At 72.3% G+C, this 15,257-nt stretch carries 13 protein-coding genes and 1 pseudogene; 7 read left to right on the top strand and 7 right to left on the bottom strand.

Annotated elements, in window-relative coordinates:
* Nucleotides 1-85 precede the first annotated feature (85 nt).
* Together CCN42_RS03965 and CCN42_RS03970 are read right to left on the bottom strand one after the other, a co-directional pair.
* Nucleotides 86-946: an ABC transporter permease gene (locus CCN42_RS03965; RefSeq protein ID WP_086170665.1), complete on the bottom strand. Its 861-nt coding sequence runs from the start codon at nt 944-946 to the stop codon at nt 86-88.
* The gene (locus tag CCN42_RS03970) at nt 943-3,600 is read right to left on the bottom strand and encodes a CocE/NonD family hydrolase (protein WP_169731399.1); all 2,658 of its coding nucleotides are present in this window, start codon (nt 3,598-3,600) and stop codon (nt 943-945) included. Before CCN42_RS03970 ends, CCN42_RS03965 begins: the two co-directional genes overlap by 4 nt.
* Nucleotides 3,601-3,717: 117 nt before the next feature.
* Here CCN42_RS03970 and CCN42_RS03975 point away from each other — a divergent pair, with 117 nt between their 5' ends.
* The gene (locus CCN42_RS03975; RefSeq protein ID WP_086733083.1) at nt 3,718-4,128 is read left to right on the top strand and encodes a GNAT family N-acetyltransferase; all 411 of its coding nucleotides are present in this window, start codon (nt 3,718-3,720) and stop codon (nt 4,126-4,128) included.
* A gap of 96 nt (nt 4,129-4,224) precedes the next feature.
* Nucleotides 4,225-5,052, top strand: a complete 828-nt coding sequence (locus CCN42_RS03980; RefSeq protein ID WP_086733084.1) for an SCO4651 family lipoprotein — start codon at nt 4,225-4,227, stop codon at nt 5,050-5,052.
* 58 nt (nt 5,053-5,110) lie between these two features.
* Here the strand turns inward: CCN42_RS03980 and mmsA are convergent, their stop codons facing one another.
* From mmsA to iolC, 5 genes are all read right to left on the bottom strand, one after another.
* The gene (gene mmsA / locus CCN42_RS03985) at nt 5,111-6,613 is read right to left on the bottom strand and encodes a CoA-acylating methylmalonate-semialdehyde dehydrogenase (RefSeq protein ID WP_086733085.1); all 1,503 of its coding nucleotides are present in this window, start codon (nt 6,611-6,613) and stop codon (nt 5,111-5,113) included.
* Nucleotides 6,614-6,627: 14 nt separating this feature from the next.
* Entirely contained in the window at nt 6,628-8,505 is a 1,878-nt protein-coding gene (iolD, locus tag CCN42_RS03990) for a 3D-(3,5/4)-trihydroxycyclohexane-1,2-dione acylhydrolase (decyclizing) (RefSeq protein WP_086733086.1), read from the bottom strand.
* On the bottom strand, nt 8,502-9,332 hold the full coding sequence (gene iolB / locus CCN42_RS03995) for a 5-deoxy-glucuronate isomerase (RefSeq protein WP_086733087.1): 831 nt from the start codon (nt 9,330-9,332) through the stop codon (nt 8,502-8,504). Before iolB ends, iolD begins: the two co-directional genes overlap by 4 nt.
* 7 nt (nt 9,333-9,339) lie before the next feature.
* Nucleotides 9,340-10,218: a Cgl0159 family (beta/alpha)8-fold protein gene (locus CCN42_RS04000; protein WP_086733103.1), complete on the bottom strand. Its 879-nt coding sequence runs from the start codon at nt 10,216-10,218 to the stop codon at nt 9,340-9,342.
* 236 nt (nt 10,219-10,454) lie between these two features.
* The gene (gene iolC / locus CCN42_RS04005; protein ID WP_086733088.1) at nt 10,455-11,405 is read right to left on the bottom strand and encodes a 5-dehydro-2-deoxygluconokinase; all 951 of its coding nucleotides are present in this window, start codon (nt 11,403-11,405) and stop codon (nt 10,455-10,457) included.
* Between the two features lie 334 nt (nt 11,406-11,739).
* Between iolC and CCN42_RS04010 the strand changes: the two genes are divergently transcribed.
* From CCN42_RS04010 to CCN42_RS42445, 5 genes and pseudogenes are all read left to right on the top strand, one after another.
* Nucleotides 11,740-11,940: a helix-turn-helix transcriptional regulator gene (locus CCN42_RS04010; protein ID WP_086170659.1), complete on the top strand. Its 201-nt coding sequence runs from the start codon at nt 11,740-11,742 to the stop codon at nt 11,938-11,940.
* A gap of 354 nt (nt 11,941-12,294) precedes the next feature.
* Nucleotides 12,295-13,707: a condensation domain-containing protein gene (locus CCN42_RS04015; RefSeq protein WP_086733089.1), complete on the top strand. Its 1,413-nt coding sequence runs from the start codon at nt 12,295-12,297 to the stop codon at nt 13,705-13,707.
* A gap of 258 nt (nt 13,708-13,965) precedes the next feature.
* Nucleotides 13,966-14,208: a hypothetical protein gene (locus tag CCN42_RS04020; RefSeq protein WP_086733090.1), complete on the top strand. Its 243-nt coding sequence runs from the start codon at nt 13,966-13,968 to the stop codon at nt 14,206-14,208.
* Between the two features lie 170 nt (nt 14,209-14,378).
* Nucleotides 14,379-14,696, top strand: a complete 318-nt coding sequence (locus CCN42_RS04025; RefSeq protein WP_086733091.1) for a hypothetical protein — start codon at nt 14,379-14,381, stop codon at nt 14,694-14,696.
* Nucleotides 14,697-14,881: 185 nt separating this feature from the next.
* Nucleotides 14,882-15,257: pseudogene (locus tag CCN42_RS42445) on the top strand (hypothetical protein); the annotation flags it as partial.

A 15,257-nucleotide genomic window follows, 5' to 3' on the forward strand; every position in this document is an offset into this window, starting at 1 on the left:
GCCCGCCCTTCGGGCGGACGACGAAACTTTGCGGACACGACCTAGGGGATGTCGTCACACTCCCGTCGTCGTCTGACGACACCCCCTAGGAGACGATGTCCTTGCGGGAGAAACCCCTGAAGGCCAGCGCGAACAGCACCAGGGCGTACGTCACGGAGACCGCGGTGCCCTGGATCATGCCGGACCACTCCGGGCGGGGCTGGACGGCGTCCGCCCACGCGAACTGCCAGTGGGCGGGCAGGAAGTGCCGCCAGTCGCCGAGGGCGGTCACCGCGTCGAGGACGTTGCCGACGATGGTGAGGCCGACCGCGCCGCCGACCGCGCCGAGCGGGGCGTCCGTGCGGGTCGACAGCCAGAACGCGAGCCCGGCGGTGACCAGTTGGGACACGAAGACGTACGCCACGACGACCACGAGCCGCTGGGCGGCGGTGCCCGCGTCGAGGGAGCCGCCGGTGGGGATGGCCAGCGGGCCCCAGCCGTAGGCGGCGGTGCCGACGGCGAGCGCGACCACGGGCAGCAGCACCATCGCGGCCAGGCTCAGCCCGAGTCCCACGGCGAGCTTCGACCACAGCAGCCGGGCACGCGGCACCGGCGCGGCCAGCAGGTAGCGCAGGGAGGACCAGCCGGCCTCCGAGGCGACGGTGTCCCCGCAGAACAGGGCGACCGGGATGACCAGCAGGAAGCCCGCCGAGACGAACAGGTTGACCGCGGCGAAGTTGGCGCCGGACGCGGTCGCCGTGTCCATCAGGGTGATGCGGTCGCCGCGCCCCTCCGGGTCGCCGCCGATGGCGAAGGCGACGACCAGCACGAACGGCAGCGCGGCGAGGATGCCGAACATGACCATCGTGCGGCGGCGCTTGAGCTGGCGGACCAGCTCGACGCGCAGTGGCAGGGTGTGGGCCGCCCGGTAGCCGGAGGCCACGTCGGCGAGCGCGGGGGTGCTCATGCGGAGCCTCCGATCAGGGTGAGGAAGGCGTCCTCCAGGCGGCGGTTCGGGCCCACCGACTGGACGGGCACCTCCAGGCGGACGAGTTCGGCGACGAGCCGGGACGCGCTGCCGTCGGCGTCGAGGCGGACCAGCAGCCCGCCCTCGGTGCGGACGGCCGAGGCGACGCCCTCCAGCGTGGCGACCTTCTCCAGCATCGGCTCGTCGAGGGGCGCGGGGGTGCCGACGAGCAGGGTGTCGCCGGAGCCGACGATCTCCCCGACCGGGCCGGCCTGCACCAGCCGGCCCCGGTCCATCACCACGAGATGGGTGCAGGACTGCTCGACCTCGGCCAGCAGGTGGCTGGAGACGATCACCGTGCGGCCGGCGGCCGCGTACCGGATCATCACCTCGCGCATCTCGCGGATCTGGGGCGGGTCGAGCCCGTTGGTCGGCTCGTCGAGGATCAGCAGGTCCGGCAGGCCGAGCATGGCCTGGGCGATGGCGAGGCGCTGGCGCATGCCCTGGGAGTAGGTGCGCACCGCGCGGGCCAGGGCCTCGCCGAGTCCGGCGATCTCCAGGGCTTGTTCGAGGTGGGCGTCCTCGGCGGGGCGGCCGGTGGCCTGCCAGTACAGCTCCAGGTTCTCCCTGCCGGACAGGTGCGGCAGGAAGCCCGCGCCCTCGACGAAGGCACCGACCCGGGAGAGGACCGGGGCGCCGGGGCGGATCGCGTGCCCGAAGACGCGGATCTCGCCGCCGTCCGGGGTGATCAGACCCATCAGCATGCGCAGGGTGGTGGTCTTGCCCGCGCCGTTGGGGCCGAGCAGGCCGAGGACCTGGCCCTCCTCCACACGGAAGGAGAGGTCCCGCACCGCGTACCGGTCCGCCGACTTCGCGTACCGCTTGCTCAGGCCGGTGATCTGCAGCGGCACGTCCGCCAGCGCCGGATCGGGCGCCGGGCCCGCGGTGCGGCGGCGGGCGGTGAGCAGCAGGGCGGCGGCGATCAGCACGCCGGTGACCGGCAGCCACCACACCCAGGACGGCAGCGGAGCGGCCGCGGTGGTGACGCCGGGGGCCGTCGGCACGCTCAGGTCGCTCTTCAGGGAGACGGTGTACGTCGCCGGGGCGGCCGGGGAGGCGTAGCCGAGGTCGGTGGCGGACAGCACCAGGCCGAGCCGGTGGCCCTTCTCCACCTCGTGGTCGATCGCCGGGAGGGTGAGGGTGACGTCCTTGCCGGCCCTGGCGTCCTCGACGCGGACCGGGGAGACCAGCTGGGCGGGCAGCACCTGCCGTTTGCCGTCCGGGGCGACGTCGTAGACCTTGGCGAAGAGCACGGCGTCGTCGCTGGTCGACTCGACGTGGACGGTGACCGTCGGCGAGCCGGTGATCCGCAGGTCGTCGCGGAGCGGCGCCGAACCGAAGCGGGCGTACTGGCCGGGGAAGTCCAGGGAGATCCCGACGCCCAGCGAGGAGAGCTGGGCGAGGCCGCCGGTGCCGCTGAGGCCGGGCAGGGCGGAGACGGCGGGCGGGTTGGCGCCGGGCGGGTTGGTGAAGGTCCGGGTGCCGCCGGTCAGCGCCACGGACGTGCCGTCGCCGGTCAGACCGGGGTAGCTGTCGGCGCTCGCGCCGCGCAGCTGGGCCTCGCCGTCGGTGGAGTCGACGCCGCCGGTGCGGGTGACGCGGAAGGCGGGGCCCGTGCCGGCGCTCTCGTCGCCCTTCAGATACCGGTCGAACCAGGCCGTGACCCGGGCCTGGACGCGGTCCGTCTCCGGGTCGCCGCCGTCGTGGCCGCCCGCGATCCAGTCGACGCCGACGGGGGCGCCGTTGGCGCGGATCGCCTTCGCCGCCGCGTCGGCCTGGCCGAGCGGGAAGAGGGAGTCGGACTGGCCCTGCACGAGCAGGGTCGGCACCTTGATGCGGTCGCCCACGGCGGACGGCGAGCGTTCCTCCAGCAGTGCGCGCGCCTCGGCGTCCGGGGTGCCGGACTCGGCGACCCGCTCGTACATCCGGCAGATCGTCGTCTCGAACGCCTGGCAGCCGCCGCCGGAGTTGACGAAGACGCCCGCCCACAGCTTCTTGAAGACGCCGTTCGGGAACAGGGCGTCCGCGAGGTTCCAGTAGGTGATCGCGGGGGCGATGGCGTCCACGCGGTGATCGTGCCCGGCGGCCAGCAGGGAGATCGCGCCGCCGTAGGAGCCGCCCGCCATGCCGACGCGCGGGTCTCCGTCCCCGTCGAGCCGGACCTGGGGCTGCTGCGCCAGCCAGTCGAGCAGCTTCGAGACGTCGGCGACCTCACCGTCCGGGTCGTTCAGGCCGATCTTCCCGGTCGACCTGCCGAAGCCGCGCGCCGACCAGGTGAGCACCGCGTACCCGTCCCGGGCCAGTTCCTCGGCCTGCTGCCGGACGTCGTCCTTGCTGCCGCCGAAGCCGTGCCCGAGCAGCACGGCGGGCCGGCGGCCGTCGGCGGCGGCGGCGGTGAAGTACGAGGTGTCGATGCGTACGCCGTCGCCCACGTCCATGACCCGGTCGGCGCGGTGCACCGCGGGCGGGTCGTCGGAGGCGACGGCCGTCCAGGTGCCGGCACCGGCGAGGACGGCGACGGTGGCCCCGGCGGCGAGCAGCCGCCTCGGGCCCCGCGACCACGCCCCGCGCAGTCCGGGCAGTCGAAGATCCATGCGTCAACGGTACGGGGCCGACCTGTCGACGGCAGACAGCTTGTGGGCGGAACCCCGTCCCCTCCCCGAGGAGTACGAGCCCGCCCGCGCGTACCGCACCCGTGGTACGAACGGCGCATGGACATTCGCCGGGCCACGTCCGTGACGGAGCTGGCCACTGCCGAGCAACTGTTCGACCACCCCGTGCGCCCCGAGTGGGCGGAACGGTTCCTCACCGCGTCCGGGCACCACCTGTTCCTCGCGTACGCGGACGACGTCCCCGTCGGCTTCGTCAGCGGCGTCGAGACCGTCCACCCCGACAAGGGCACCGAGATGTTCCTGTACGAACTGGGCGTCGCCGAACCGTACCGGCGGCGCGGCATCGGACGCGCGCTGGTGAGGCGGCTGGCGGAGCTGGGGCGGGACCGGGGCTGCTACGGGATGTGGGTGGGGGTCGACACCGGCAACGAGGCGGCACTCGCCGCGTACCGCGGCGCGGGCGGCACGGAGGACGGCGGCTGCACGGTGGTGAACTGGGACTTCACCTGAGCGAAGCGTGCGAACACATGGAGTCCGCACGGGTGTCGGTGGTGCCCGCTAGAGTCGCGTCTCACAAGGAACACACAGCTTGTGGGGTGGGGATCCATGAACGTACGGCACACCGCGGCCTGGGTGGGGGTCACGGCAGTGACGCTGCTGGCGACGACCGCCTGCGGCGCGGAGAAGGCGGTCGACAGCGCCGACCAGATCATGGCCGCGCTGACGCGGGTCACGGACCGGACGCAGGAGCTCGGCTCGGCGGAGATCGAGACGACGACCACGCTGGACGCGACCGGCGGCGAGCCGATCTCCATGGACGGCACGTACTCCTGGGGTGACGGCGCGGCCATGGACGTCGAGATGGACACCGCCGCGGCACAGATGAGCGCCCTCCAGGACGACCCGACGACGCGGGTCATCATGGTCGACGGCGCCTACTACTACGACGTCGATCCCCAGCCCAGCGGCCCGATCGCGGGCAAGGAGTGGATGCGCATCGATGTCGCCGCCGTGACGGGCGAGGCGGGCGCCGACAACATCGCGGCCAACGCCGACCCGACGGCGGCGCTGCGCTACATGACGGCCTCCACGGAGGTGGAGGACCTCGGCGAGGAGACCGTCCTCGGCAAGGAGACCACCCACTACCGGGGCAGCGTCGGCGCGGAGCACATCGAGAAGTCCAAGCTCACCGAGGCCGAGAAGAAGGCCGCCGTCACCGCCCTGAAGGCGAGCGGCGGGAAGCTCACCTGTGACATCTGGGTCGACGGCGAGGACCTGCCGGTGCGCATCTCGCAGACCGGCGCCGGAATGACCGTGACCATGGACTTCCTGAAGTTCGGGGCCACCGAGAAGATCACGGCTCCGCCCGCCGCCGAGACCGGCGACCTCACCGAGCAGGTCAGGGAGCAGCGGGACGCGGCGATCGGCCAGTGACCCGCCGGCGCCCCCGGTCCGCCGTGTCGCTCGGCGGGCCGGGGGCGTCCGGCCCGGTTCAGTGGTTCCGCGGGAAGCCCAGGTCGACGCCCGCCGGGGCGTCGGCCGGGTCGGGCCAGCGGGTGGTGACGACCTTGCCTCGGGTGTAGAAGTGGGTGCCGTCGTTGCCGTAGATGTGGTGGTCGCCGAAGAGGGAGTCCTTCCAGCCGCCGAAGGAGTGGTAGCCGACGGGGACCGGGATCGGGACGTTCACGCCGACCATGCCGGCCTCGATCTCCAGCTGGAAGCGGCGGGCCGCGCCGCCGTCCCGGGTGAAGATCGCGGTGCCGTTGCCGAACGGGGAGTTGTTGATGAGGGCGACGCCCTCCTCGTAGGTGTCCACGCGCAGCACGCACAGCACCGGGCCGAAGATCTCGTCCTGGTACGCCTTGGCGCCGGTCGGGACCTTGTCGAGGAGCGAGATGCCGATCCAGTGGCCGTCCTCGAAGCCCTCGACGGTGTATCCGGTGCCGTCGAGGACGACCTCGCAGCCCTCGGCCGCCGCGTTCTCGACGTAGGACGCCACCTTGTCGCGGTGGACCTTGGTGATCAGCGGGCCCATCTCGGAGGCGGGGTCGTTGCCGGGGCCGATCTTGATCTTCTCGGCGCGCTCGCGGATCTTCTCCACGAGGGTGTCGCCGATCGCGCCGACGGCGACGACGGCCGAGATGGCCATGCACCGCTCGCCCGCCGAGCCGTAGGCCGCCGAGACCGCCGCGTCCGCCGCCGCGTCCAGGTCGGCGTCCGGCAGCACCAGCATGTGGTTCTTGGCGCCGCCGAGGGCCTGCACGCGCTTGCCGTTGGCGGAGGCGGTGGTGTGGATGTGGCGGGCGATCGGGGTGGAGCCGACGAAGGACACCGCCTTGACGTCCGGGTGCTCCAGGAGGCGGTCGACGGCCACCTTGTCGCCGTGGACGACGTTGAAGACGCCGTCGGGCAGGCCCGCCTCGGCGAGCAGCTCGGCGATCCTCATGGACGCCGACGGGTCCTTCTCGCTCGGCTTGAGCACGAAGGTGTTGCCGCACGCGATGGCCAGCGGGAACATCCACATCGGCACCATCGCCGGGAAGTTGAACGGCGTGATGCCGGCGACCACGCCGAGCGGCTGGCGGATCGCGGCCACGTCGACGCGGCTGGCGACCTGGGTGGACAGCTCGCCCTTGAGCTGGACGTTGATGCCGCAGGCCAGGTCGACGATCTCCAGGCCTCGGGCGACCTCGCCGAGCGCGTCGGAGTGCACCTTGCCGTGCTCGGCGGTGATCAGCTCGGCGATCTCGTCGCGGTGCGCGTCAAGGAGCGCCCGGAAGCGGAAGAGGATGGTCGTGCGCTGCGCCAGCGAGGACTGGCCCCAGGTCGTGAAGGCGTCCTTCGCGGCGGCGACCGCGGCGTCCACCTCCTCGACGGAGGCGAACGCGACCTTGGTGGTGACCGCGCCGGTCGCCGGGTCCGTGACCGGACCGAACGTGCCCGACGCGCCCTCGACGGTCTTGCCGCCGATCCAGTGGTTGACGATCTTCGTCATGCCCAGTTACTCCTTCACAGATGGCGGCGTCGGGTCGAGACGTGCCGTTCGTACAGCTCGCGTGCCTTGACCGCCGACGGTCGGGTCGCGGTCTCGGCCACAGGTACATCCCACCAGGCCTGCGCCTCGGGCGCGCCCGACACTGTGTCTGCCGTTTCGGTCTCCACGTAGACACATGTGGGAGTGTCGGCGGCGCGCGCCTCCGCGAGTGCCGTGCGCAGGTCACGGACGGTGCGGGCGCGCAGCACCCGCATGCCGAGGCTCTCGGCGTTGGCGGCGAGATCGACGGGGAGCGGCGCCCCGGTGTAGGTGCCGTCGCCGGAGCGGAAGCGGTAGGCGGTGCCGAACCGCTCGCCGCCCACCGACTCGGACAGACCGCCGATGGAGGCGTACCCGTGGTTCTGCACGAGCACCATCTTGATCGCGATGCCCTCCTGGACGGCCGTGACGATCTCCGTCGGCATCATCAGGTACGTCCCGTCGCCGACCAGCGCCCACACCGGCCGGTCGGGCGCGGCCAGCTTCACGCCGATCGCGGCGGGGATCTCGTAGCCCATGCAGGAGTAGCCGTACTCCAGGTGGTACTGGTCGTACGACCGCGCCCGCCAGAGTTTGTGCAGGTCCCCCGGGAGGGACCCGGCCGCGTTGATGATCACGTCCCGCTCGTCGACCAGGGCGTCCAGGGCGCCGAGGACCTGCGGCTGGGTCGGCCGGGCGTCCGGGTCGTGGACGGCGTAGGCGGCGTCGACGCGCTGCTCCCAGCGTTCCTTGGCCCGCGTGTAACCGGCCAGGTGCTCGTCGTCGACCCGGTGGCCGTGCAGCCGCAGCGCGTCCGTCAGCTCGGTCAGGCCGCTGCGGGCGTCGGCGACCAGCGTGAGCCCGGCCATCTTGTGACCGTCGTAGGGGGCGATGTTCAGGTTGAGGAAACGGACGTTCCCACTCGCGAAGAGGGTGTTCGAGGCGGTGGTGAAGTCGGTCCAGCGGGTGCCGACCCCGATCACCAGGTCGGCGGCGCGGGCCAGCTCGTCGGCGGTGGCGGTGCCGGTGTGGCCGATCCCGCCGACGTCCTGCGGATGGTCGTACGGCAGGGAGCCCTTGCCCGCCTGGGTGGAGGCGACCGGGATGCCGGTGGTCTCGGCGAACTCGGCGAGAGCGGACTCGGCGCGGCTGTGGTGGACCCCGCCGCCCGCGACGATCAGGGGCCGCCGGGCCGCGCGGACCGCCCGGACCGCCTCGGCGAGTTCGGTCGGGTCGGCGCCGGGGCGGCGGACCACCCAGGTGCGCTCGGCGAAGAACTCCTCCGGCCAGTCGTACGCCTCGGCCTGCACGTCCTGCGGCAGGGCGAGGGTGACGGCGCCGGTCTCGACGGGGTCGGTGAGCACCCGCATGGCCTGGAGGGCGGCCGGGACGAGGGCTTCGGGACGGGTGACGCGGTCGAAGTAGCGGGACACCGGTCGCAGGCTGTCGTTGACCGACACGTCGCCCGCGTACGGCACCTCCAGCTGCTGGAGCACCGGGTCGGCCGGGCGGGCGGCGAAGGTGTCGCCGGGGAGGAGCAGCACCGGCAGGTGGTTGATGGTGGCGAGGGCGGCGCCGGTGACCAGGTTGGTGGCGCCGGGGCCGATGGAGGTGGTGACCGCGTGGGTGGACAGGCGGCCCGACTGGCGGGCGTAGCCGACCGCCGCGTGCACCATGGACTGCTCGTTGCGGCCCTGGTGGTAGGGCATGACGTCGGCGTACTCGACGAGCGCCTGCCCGATCCCGGCGACGTTGCCGTGGCCGAAGATGCCCCAGGTGGCGCCGATCAGCCGGCGCCGTTCGCCGTCGCGTTCGGTGTGCTGGGCGGCGAGGAAGCGGACGAGTGCCTGGGCGACGGTGAGCCGGACGGTCATCGGTACCCCCCTGTGCTTTCTACGTGGTCCGGGTGGAAGCAGATCCGCCACTCCCGGGTCTCGCCCGGGCCCGCCATGACGTTCAGGTAGTACATGTCGTGGCCGGGCTGGGCGACGGACGGGCCGTGCCAGCCGTTCGGCACGAGGACGGCGTCGCCGGAGCGGACCTCGGCGAGCACGTCGGCGCCGCCCTCGCGGGAGGGGAACACCCGCTGGTAGCCGAAGCCGTTCGGGCCGTCGATCTCGAAGTAGTAGATCTCCTCCAGCTCCGTCTCCTCGCCGGGCCGGTGCTCGTCGTGCTTGTGCGGCGGGTACGACGACCAGTTGCCGCCCGGGGTGATCACCTCGACGGCGATGAGCCGGTCGCACGCGAAGGCGTCGGCGGAGGCGAAGTTGCGCACGGTGCGGGCGCAGGTGCCGCTGCCGCGCTGCTCGACGGGTACCTCCGGCGCGGGGCCGTAGCGGGCGGGGAGTCGTCGCTCGCACTTCGCTCCTGCCAGGGCGAAGCGGCCTCCCGCGCCGGAGGCGATCTGGGCCCCGGCATCCCGGGGGACGTACGCGAAGTCGGTGACGGAGGCGAACACGTCCTCCCGGCCCCGGAGTTGGAACACTTCGCCCGCTGTGCGCACCGTACATCCGCCGCTGAGGGGAAGCACGATCCACTCGCTGTCACCGGCGGTGAGGCTGTGTGTGCCGCCCGGTTCCAGCTCGACGATCCGCAGACTGCTGTAGGTCCAGCCGGCCCGCTCCGGGCCGACGGCGAACGCGTGGAGCGCGTCGGCGGCGGCGCCCTTCGGGACGTACAGCTCGTTCGGCTTGTCGCTCATGCGGCCCTCACAGCAGTCCTACGGCGGTGTCCACGGCGGCGGCCACGTCGCCGTCCGCCGGGTACAGCAGTGACCGGCCCACCACCAGCCCCCGCACGGTGGGCAGTTGCAGGGCGCCGCGCCACTTCTCGTACGCCCCGGCCTGGTCCTCGGCGGAGCCCCCGACCTCGCCGCCGAGCAGCACGGCGGGCAGGGTGGAGGTCTCCATGACCCGGGCCATGTCGTCCGGGTCGTCGGTGACCGGGACCTTGAGCCAGGTGTAGGCCGAACTGCCGCCGAGCCCCGAGGCGATGGCGATGGAGCGGGTCACGGCATCGGCCGACAGATCGTTGCGCAGCCGTCCGTCCGCGTCCCGGCGGCTGATGAACGGCTCGACGAACACCGGAAGTCGGCGGGCGGCCATCTCGTCGACGGCCCGGGCGGTGGACTCCAGGGTGTTGAGGGAGCCCGGGTCGTCGTAGTCGATGCGCAGCAGCAGCTTGCCCGCGTCGAAGCCGAGCCGCTGGATGTCCTCGGGGCGGTGGCCGGTGAAGCGGTCGTCGAGCTCGAAGCGGGCTCCCTGGAGACCGCCGCGGTTCATCGAGCCCATGACGACCTTGCCGTCCAGGGCGCCGAGCAGCAGCAGGTCGTCCAGGATGTCGGCGGTGGCGAGGACACCGTCCACGCCGGGGCGGCTCAGCGCCAGGCAGAGGCGTCCGAGCAGGTCGGCGCGGTTCGCCATGGCGAACCTGCGCTCGCCGACGCCGAGCGCGCCGCGCGCCGGGTGGTCGGCGGCGACGATCATCAGCCGGCCGTTGCCCGTGAGCAGGGGCCTGCGGACGCGCCGGGCGGCGGCCTCGGCGATCGCCTCGGGGTGCTGGGTGCGGAGGCGGACCAGCTCGGGGATGTCGACGGCGGGGATGCCGACGGCGTGGACGCCCGCTTCGGCGGACGCGGGTGCGGCGCCGGCGGTCCTGCCGCCGGGGGCCGCGTCACCGCCGGTCCCGCCACCGGCGATCTCACCGCCGGCCGCGTCGGCGGGGCTGGTCGTACCGGCCGTGTTCGCGCCGGTGCCCGTGCCGCCGCCCGCCGAGTCCGGTGTCCCGCCGGGCTCGTGGTGCGGGCTGGTCACCCGGCCCGCCCTCACAGCACCGCTCCCGCGGTCAGTGCCGCCTCGATCTCGTCCGTGGTGGGCATCGCCGAGGAGCACTCCAGGCGGGAGGCGACGATGGCGCCGGCGGCGTTGGCGTGGCGCATGGTCCGCTCCAGGTCCCAGCCCTCGAGCAGGCCGTGGCAGAGGGAGCCGCCGAACGCGTCCCCGGCGCCGAGACCGTTGAGGACCTTGACCGGCAGCGGGGGGACCTCCGTCGACACGCCCTGGCTGCTCACCGCGAGGACACCCTTGGGCCCCTGTTTGACGACGGCCAGCTCGACCCCGGCGTCCAGCAGGGCGCGGGCCGCGGCATGCGGCTCGCGCACGCCGGTGGCGACCTCCACCTCGTCCAGGTTGCCGACCGCGACCGTGGTGTGGCGCAGGGCCTCGGCGTAGAAGCGGCGGGCGGTGTCGGGGTCCTTCCAGAACATCGGGCGCCAGTCGAGGTCGAAGACGGTGGTGCCGGCCCTGGCCCGGTGGGCGAGGGCCGCGAGGGTCGCCGTGCGGCTGGGCTCCTCGCTCAGGCCGGTGCCGGTGACCCAGAGGATCCGGGCCTCGCCGAGGGCGTCCAGGTCCAGCTCGTGGGCGTCGATCTCCAGGTCCGGGGCCTTGGGCTGCCGGTAGAAATAGAGCGGGAAGTCGTCCGGCGGGAAGACCTCGCAGAAGGTGACCGGGGTCGGCAGTCCGGGCACCGCGGTGACCCATCGGTCGTCCACGCCGAAGTCGCGCAGTGCCTCGTGGAGATAGGCGCCGAACGGGTCGTCGCCGGTGCGGGTGATCACGGCGGTGCGCCGGCCGAGCCGGGCCGCGGCGACCGCGACGTTCGCCGCCGACCCACCGAGGAACTTGCCGAACGACGACACCTGGGCGAGCGGGACACCGGTCTGCAGCGGGTAGAGGTCCACTCCGATCCGCCCCATGGTGATCAGGTCGTAGGCCATCGGCTTCCCTTCGTCATGGCTCTCCCCGGCTTTCTAGCCCCGCGCGCCGAACCCTGTCAATATTTTGTCCAGACATTCGGACGAGCATGCGACACCGAATCCGTCCCCGCCACGGTCCATCGTTACCGTTTATGGCCGTTGCGTCACAAATACTTCCTTCCTGTCACACATGTCACGCCTGTGCACACTCTCGGTCACACCTGGTCGACAGGCGGCCCTCGCGGATCACTCGGTGTCGTTCACCGGGCACAGGCTGGTGATTGCCAGCGCAGCGCCCGGTCCCCCCGGCGGCCGTTCCGGTCGCCGCCGTGGTGCGCGCAGGGAGGTGCACCTCATGACCGACCGAAGGCTCTGGTCCTACAAGGACATCGCGGCGCACATCCGGGTGCAGCCGGACACCGTGCGGTCCTACCGCAAGCACGGACTGCTGCCCCCGCCCGACCACGTCGAGGGCGGCAAGCCCTACTGGTACTCCGACACCATTCGCGCCTGGGTCGCCTCCCGGCCCGGCAACCGCCCCCGCAGAGACAGCTGATCGCCACTCGCCGCCCGCGAGCCGAGGGCTCCGAGGAAGAGACGGCCTCCGCCACGGATCAACCTCAGCGGCCTACCCACGGGTTGGGGCAGCTCGGCCCATCCGCACACTCCGGCGGGTGGGCCGCTGCCAGCCCAACAACGCGTCATGCGCGGCAAGTTGACCCGCCCGCCGTCGCGTGCGGCGCCTCGACCGCGGACCCGGGACACACGCCGCCCGGTCACCGCCGGAGGTGGGTCGCTTCGCCGTTCGAGGCGTCACACGTCCCGATGAAAAACCGGCGACACAGCGCCCACCGATCGCGCACGGCTCACCCTTGATCAAGCTGGTGTCTTCTGCGAAGGAGACGCCACTGTGCGAATTTCTGACATTCAGCGCTGCGAGGTCCGGCCCGGACGGCTCGTCGAGTGGACGTTCAGCCCGGCGACCATCGCGGCGGCGGCAGTGCTGCCACCGGACCCGCGGCCACCCGCGTACATCCAGGAGTCACACGTCCGGACGGCCCGATCGGTACGTGATGACGGACTGTTCGTACCGACCTGGCTGGGCACGGCGTTCGACCTGCCGGGCCGCGCCGACCTGGACGCGCTGGAACAGGCGCTGCGCGACTGGACCCTGCGCCACGAGACGCTGCGCAGCGGCTTCCGGTGGGTCGGCGACGACATGCACCGGTTCACGCTCGCCGAGAAGGACGTGGCTCTGCAGCGCGAGGAGGTCGGCGACTTCGCCGACACCGACGCGCTGATCCGGTACATGCAGGACCGGTTCGACGTCGCGGCGGACGCGCTCGACTGGCCGAACCTCATCTACGCGGCCGTCCTCCGCGACGAATCCACCAGCGTGTACATGGCCTTCGACCACACCAACGTCGACGCCTACTCCCTCCAGCGCATCCCGGAGGAGATCCACGACCTCTACATGGCGGGCGTCACGGGCCGGCCCGTCGCCGGCCCGCCCGTGGGGAGTTACGTCGACTTCTGCGACCAGGAACGGGCGGACGCGGACGGGATCGACGACACGCACGCCATCGTGGCGCGCTGGCGGGAGTTCATCGGCCGGTGCGACGGGCGGCTTCCTCAGTTCCCCGTCGACCTCGGTCTGCAGCCCGGTGGCGTACTGCCCGCCCAGAAGCTGATGTGCGAGCCGCTCCTCGACGCGGCCGCGGCCGCCGCGTTCGAGGAGCACTGCCGGCCCTACGGCGGCAGCCTGGTGGGCATCCTCGCCGCGACCAGCCTGATCGTCCACGAGCTCGGCGGGCAGCCGTACTACCGCACGGTCGTCCCGTTCCACACCCGGCTGAAGTCCGCGTGGTCGGACTCCGTGGGCTGGTACGTGGGCGGCGCACCGATCGAGGTGCCCGCGACGCGGGACTTCGGCACCGCGCTCACCGCCGTCCGCTCCGAGCTGCGGGCCAACCGGTCGCTGGCGCGCATTCCGCTGGCGCGCGTACTGCGCCTGCTCGGCTCGGACTTCCGTCCGACATCACCCGACCTGCACTCGATCGTCTCGTATGTCGACGCCCGCCTCATCCCCGGCGCGGCCCGCTGGACCGAGAAGAAGGCGTACGGGCTGATCCGGGTGTCGTACGGCGACCAGGTGTGCGTCTGGGTCAACCGGCTGCACGAGGGCCTGTGGCTCGCCTGCCGCTACCCGGACACCGACGTCGCGTACAGGAACGTGCGGCTGTACGTCGAGGGACTGCGGGAGCTGATCGCCTCCGCGCCGACCCGCGACCGCCTGCGGACCTCGGAGCCGGCCTTCTCCTGACACAACTGTTCGTCGCCTCACCCGTGTTGGTGTCGGCGTCACCCCGCACCCGGCACCGCCTCACGTCGCGCCGACGCGCGCAGAACGGCAACTTTCGCGCCCGACAGACCATTTGACGGCCGATCGATGCTTTCGCCACCTCTCGCAACCCTCGCGACACAGATGTCCGGCATGAGACAACCCGCCCGTTACTGCTAGTGTTTGTCCAGTAACGCTAGGCAATCAGTCTCGTCCAACGAGCGAAGAACCGAGGGTTCCATGCGCAAGCTTCAGCAGGTCGTGATCGCAGCAGTGGCCGCCGGCGGACTGTCGGCCATCGGCGCCGGCACCGCCACCGCCGGCACCTCCGACGAGGGGCTGCAGGTGGCCAACCTCTTCCGCCCCTACCAGGAGTGCAGCCCGCAGACGGTGGTCGAGAACAACGTCCCGATCGCCGTGCTCGGCCTCGCCGGCACCCTGGACACCACCTGCGACCAGTACAACAACGCCTTCAACGGCTGATTCCACAGCGCCATCGCGCGCGACGCTCGGAACGGGCCCTTCGAGCCACGCCTCGGAGGGCCCGTTTCGCCGGCCCGTCACCCGAGCGTCCAGGACACAGCCCGGCGGGCCGGCGCCCAGGCGCACGGTGCCCGGAGGCCCGGGCACCCCTACAGAGGGAACCGCATCACATGTTCAGCACGAGAAAGGCCGCGGCCGTCTCCGGTCTCGTCGGCGGCCTCGTCCTGGCCTGTGCCGGGATCACCCAGGCACACACCGAGAACCCGGGAACCTGCACACGCGACGCCCTGGGCAACATCACCTGCAGCCAGCGGATCACAGGCGTCATCCCCGAGAGCGGCGTCGTCCCCCACCAGGAGACGTGCCAGCCGGTTCAGCCCGTGACACTGCCCGCCGCCGCGGGCGCCGGCACGATGCGAGTCGGCCCCAGGGTGACCTGCTCCGAGGAGACGGGGCGCACACCCGAAGTGGTCCACGGCATGCTGTAGTCGCCAGGCCTGTCGCCACTGCCCCGCGGCCGGAGCCACCCGGTCTCCGCCGCAGGGCGCCCTACGACATAAGAGGGGTCACCGCGACACGAGGAGCGCGGACCCGGAGTTACTACCCAACGTGTGTATAGGCTCACTTTCAGTAGTCGAGCCAGGCGGTCAGCCTGGACAAGAAAGGGTCAAACATGCGTAAGTTTCAGCGCGCTGCAGTCGTAGCGGCGACGGTCATGGGGCTGTCCGCCCTCGGTGCCGGTGTCGGTTTCGCCTACGAAGGGCACGACGCGGCTCCGGCGGTCACCGCCGTGGCCAACTCGTCGGCGAACGCCGTTGCCGTCGGCGGCGGTTTCTACGCTCAGCCGCAGGCCCACCCCGAGCTTCAGCCGGTGGCCCAGCCCCAGGCCCAGCCGGTCGCTCAGCCGGTGGCCCAGCCGGCCGCTCAGCCGCAGGCCCAGCCGGCCGCCCAGCCGGTGGCCCAGCCGCAGGCCCAGCCGGCCGCCCAGCCCCAGGCCCAGCCGGTCATCCTGCCCGCGGCCCAGCCGGCCGCCCAGCCGGAGGCCCAGC

Origin of the sequence: Streptomyces glaucescens (assembly GCF_002154375.1) — a bacterium.
Taxonomy (GTDB): domain Bacteria; phylum Actinomycetota; class Actinomycetes; order Streptomycetales; family Streptomycetaceae; genus Streptomyces; species Streptomyces glaucescens.

Coding starts and splice junctions, on each gene's coding strand:
- CCN42_RS03965 (WP_086170665.1), bottom strand. CDS start 946: ATGAGCACCCCCGCGCTCGCCGACGTGGCCTCCGGCTACCGGGCGGCC.
- CCN42_RS03970 (WP_169731399.1), bottom strand. CDS start 3,600: ATGGATCTTCGACTGCCCGGACTGCGCGGGGCGTGGTCGCGGGGCCCG.
- CCN42_RS03975 (WP_086733083.1), top strand. CDS start 3,718: ATGGACATTCGCCGGGCCACGTCCGTGACGGAGCTGGCCACTGCCGAG.
- CCN42_RS03980 (WP_086733084.1), top strand. CDS start 4,225: ATGAACGTACGGCACACCGCGGCCTGGGTGGGGGTCACGGCAGTGACG.
- mmsA (WP_086733085.1), bottom strand. CDS start 6,613: ATGACGAAGATCGTCAACCACTGGATCGGCGGCAAGACCGTCGAGGGC.
- iolD (WP_086733086.1), bottom strand. CDS start 8,505: ATGACCGTCCGGCTCACCGTCGCCCAGGCACTCGTCCGCTTCCTCGCC.
- iolB (WP_086733087.1), bottom strand. CDS start 9,332: ATGAGCGACAAGCCGAACGAGCTGTACGTCCCGAAGGGCGCCGCCGCC.
- iolC (WP_086733088.1), bottom strand. CDS start 11,405: ATGGCCTACGACCTGATCACCATGGGGCGGATCGGAGTGGACCTCTAC.
- CCN42_RS04010 (WP_086170659.1), top strand. CDS start 11,740: ATGACCGACCGAAGGCTCTGGTCCTACAAGGACATCGCGGCGCACATC.
- CCN42_RS04020 (WP_086733090.1), top strand. CDS start 13,966: ATGCGCAAGCTTCAGCAGGTCGTGATCGCAGCAGTGGCCGCCGGCGGA.
- CCN42_RS04025 (WP_086733091.1), top strand. CDS start 14,379: ATGTTCAGCACGAGAAAGGCCGCGGCCGTCTCCGGTCTCGTCGGCGGC.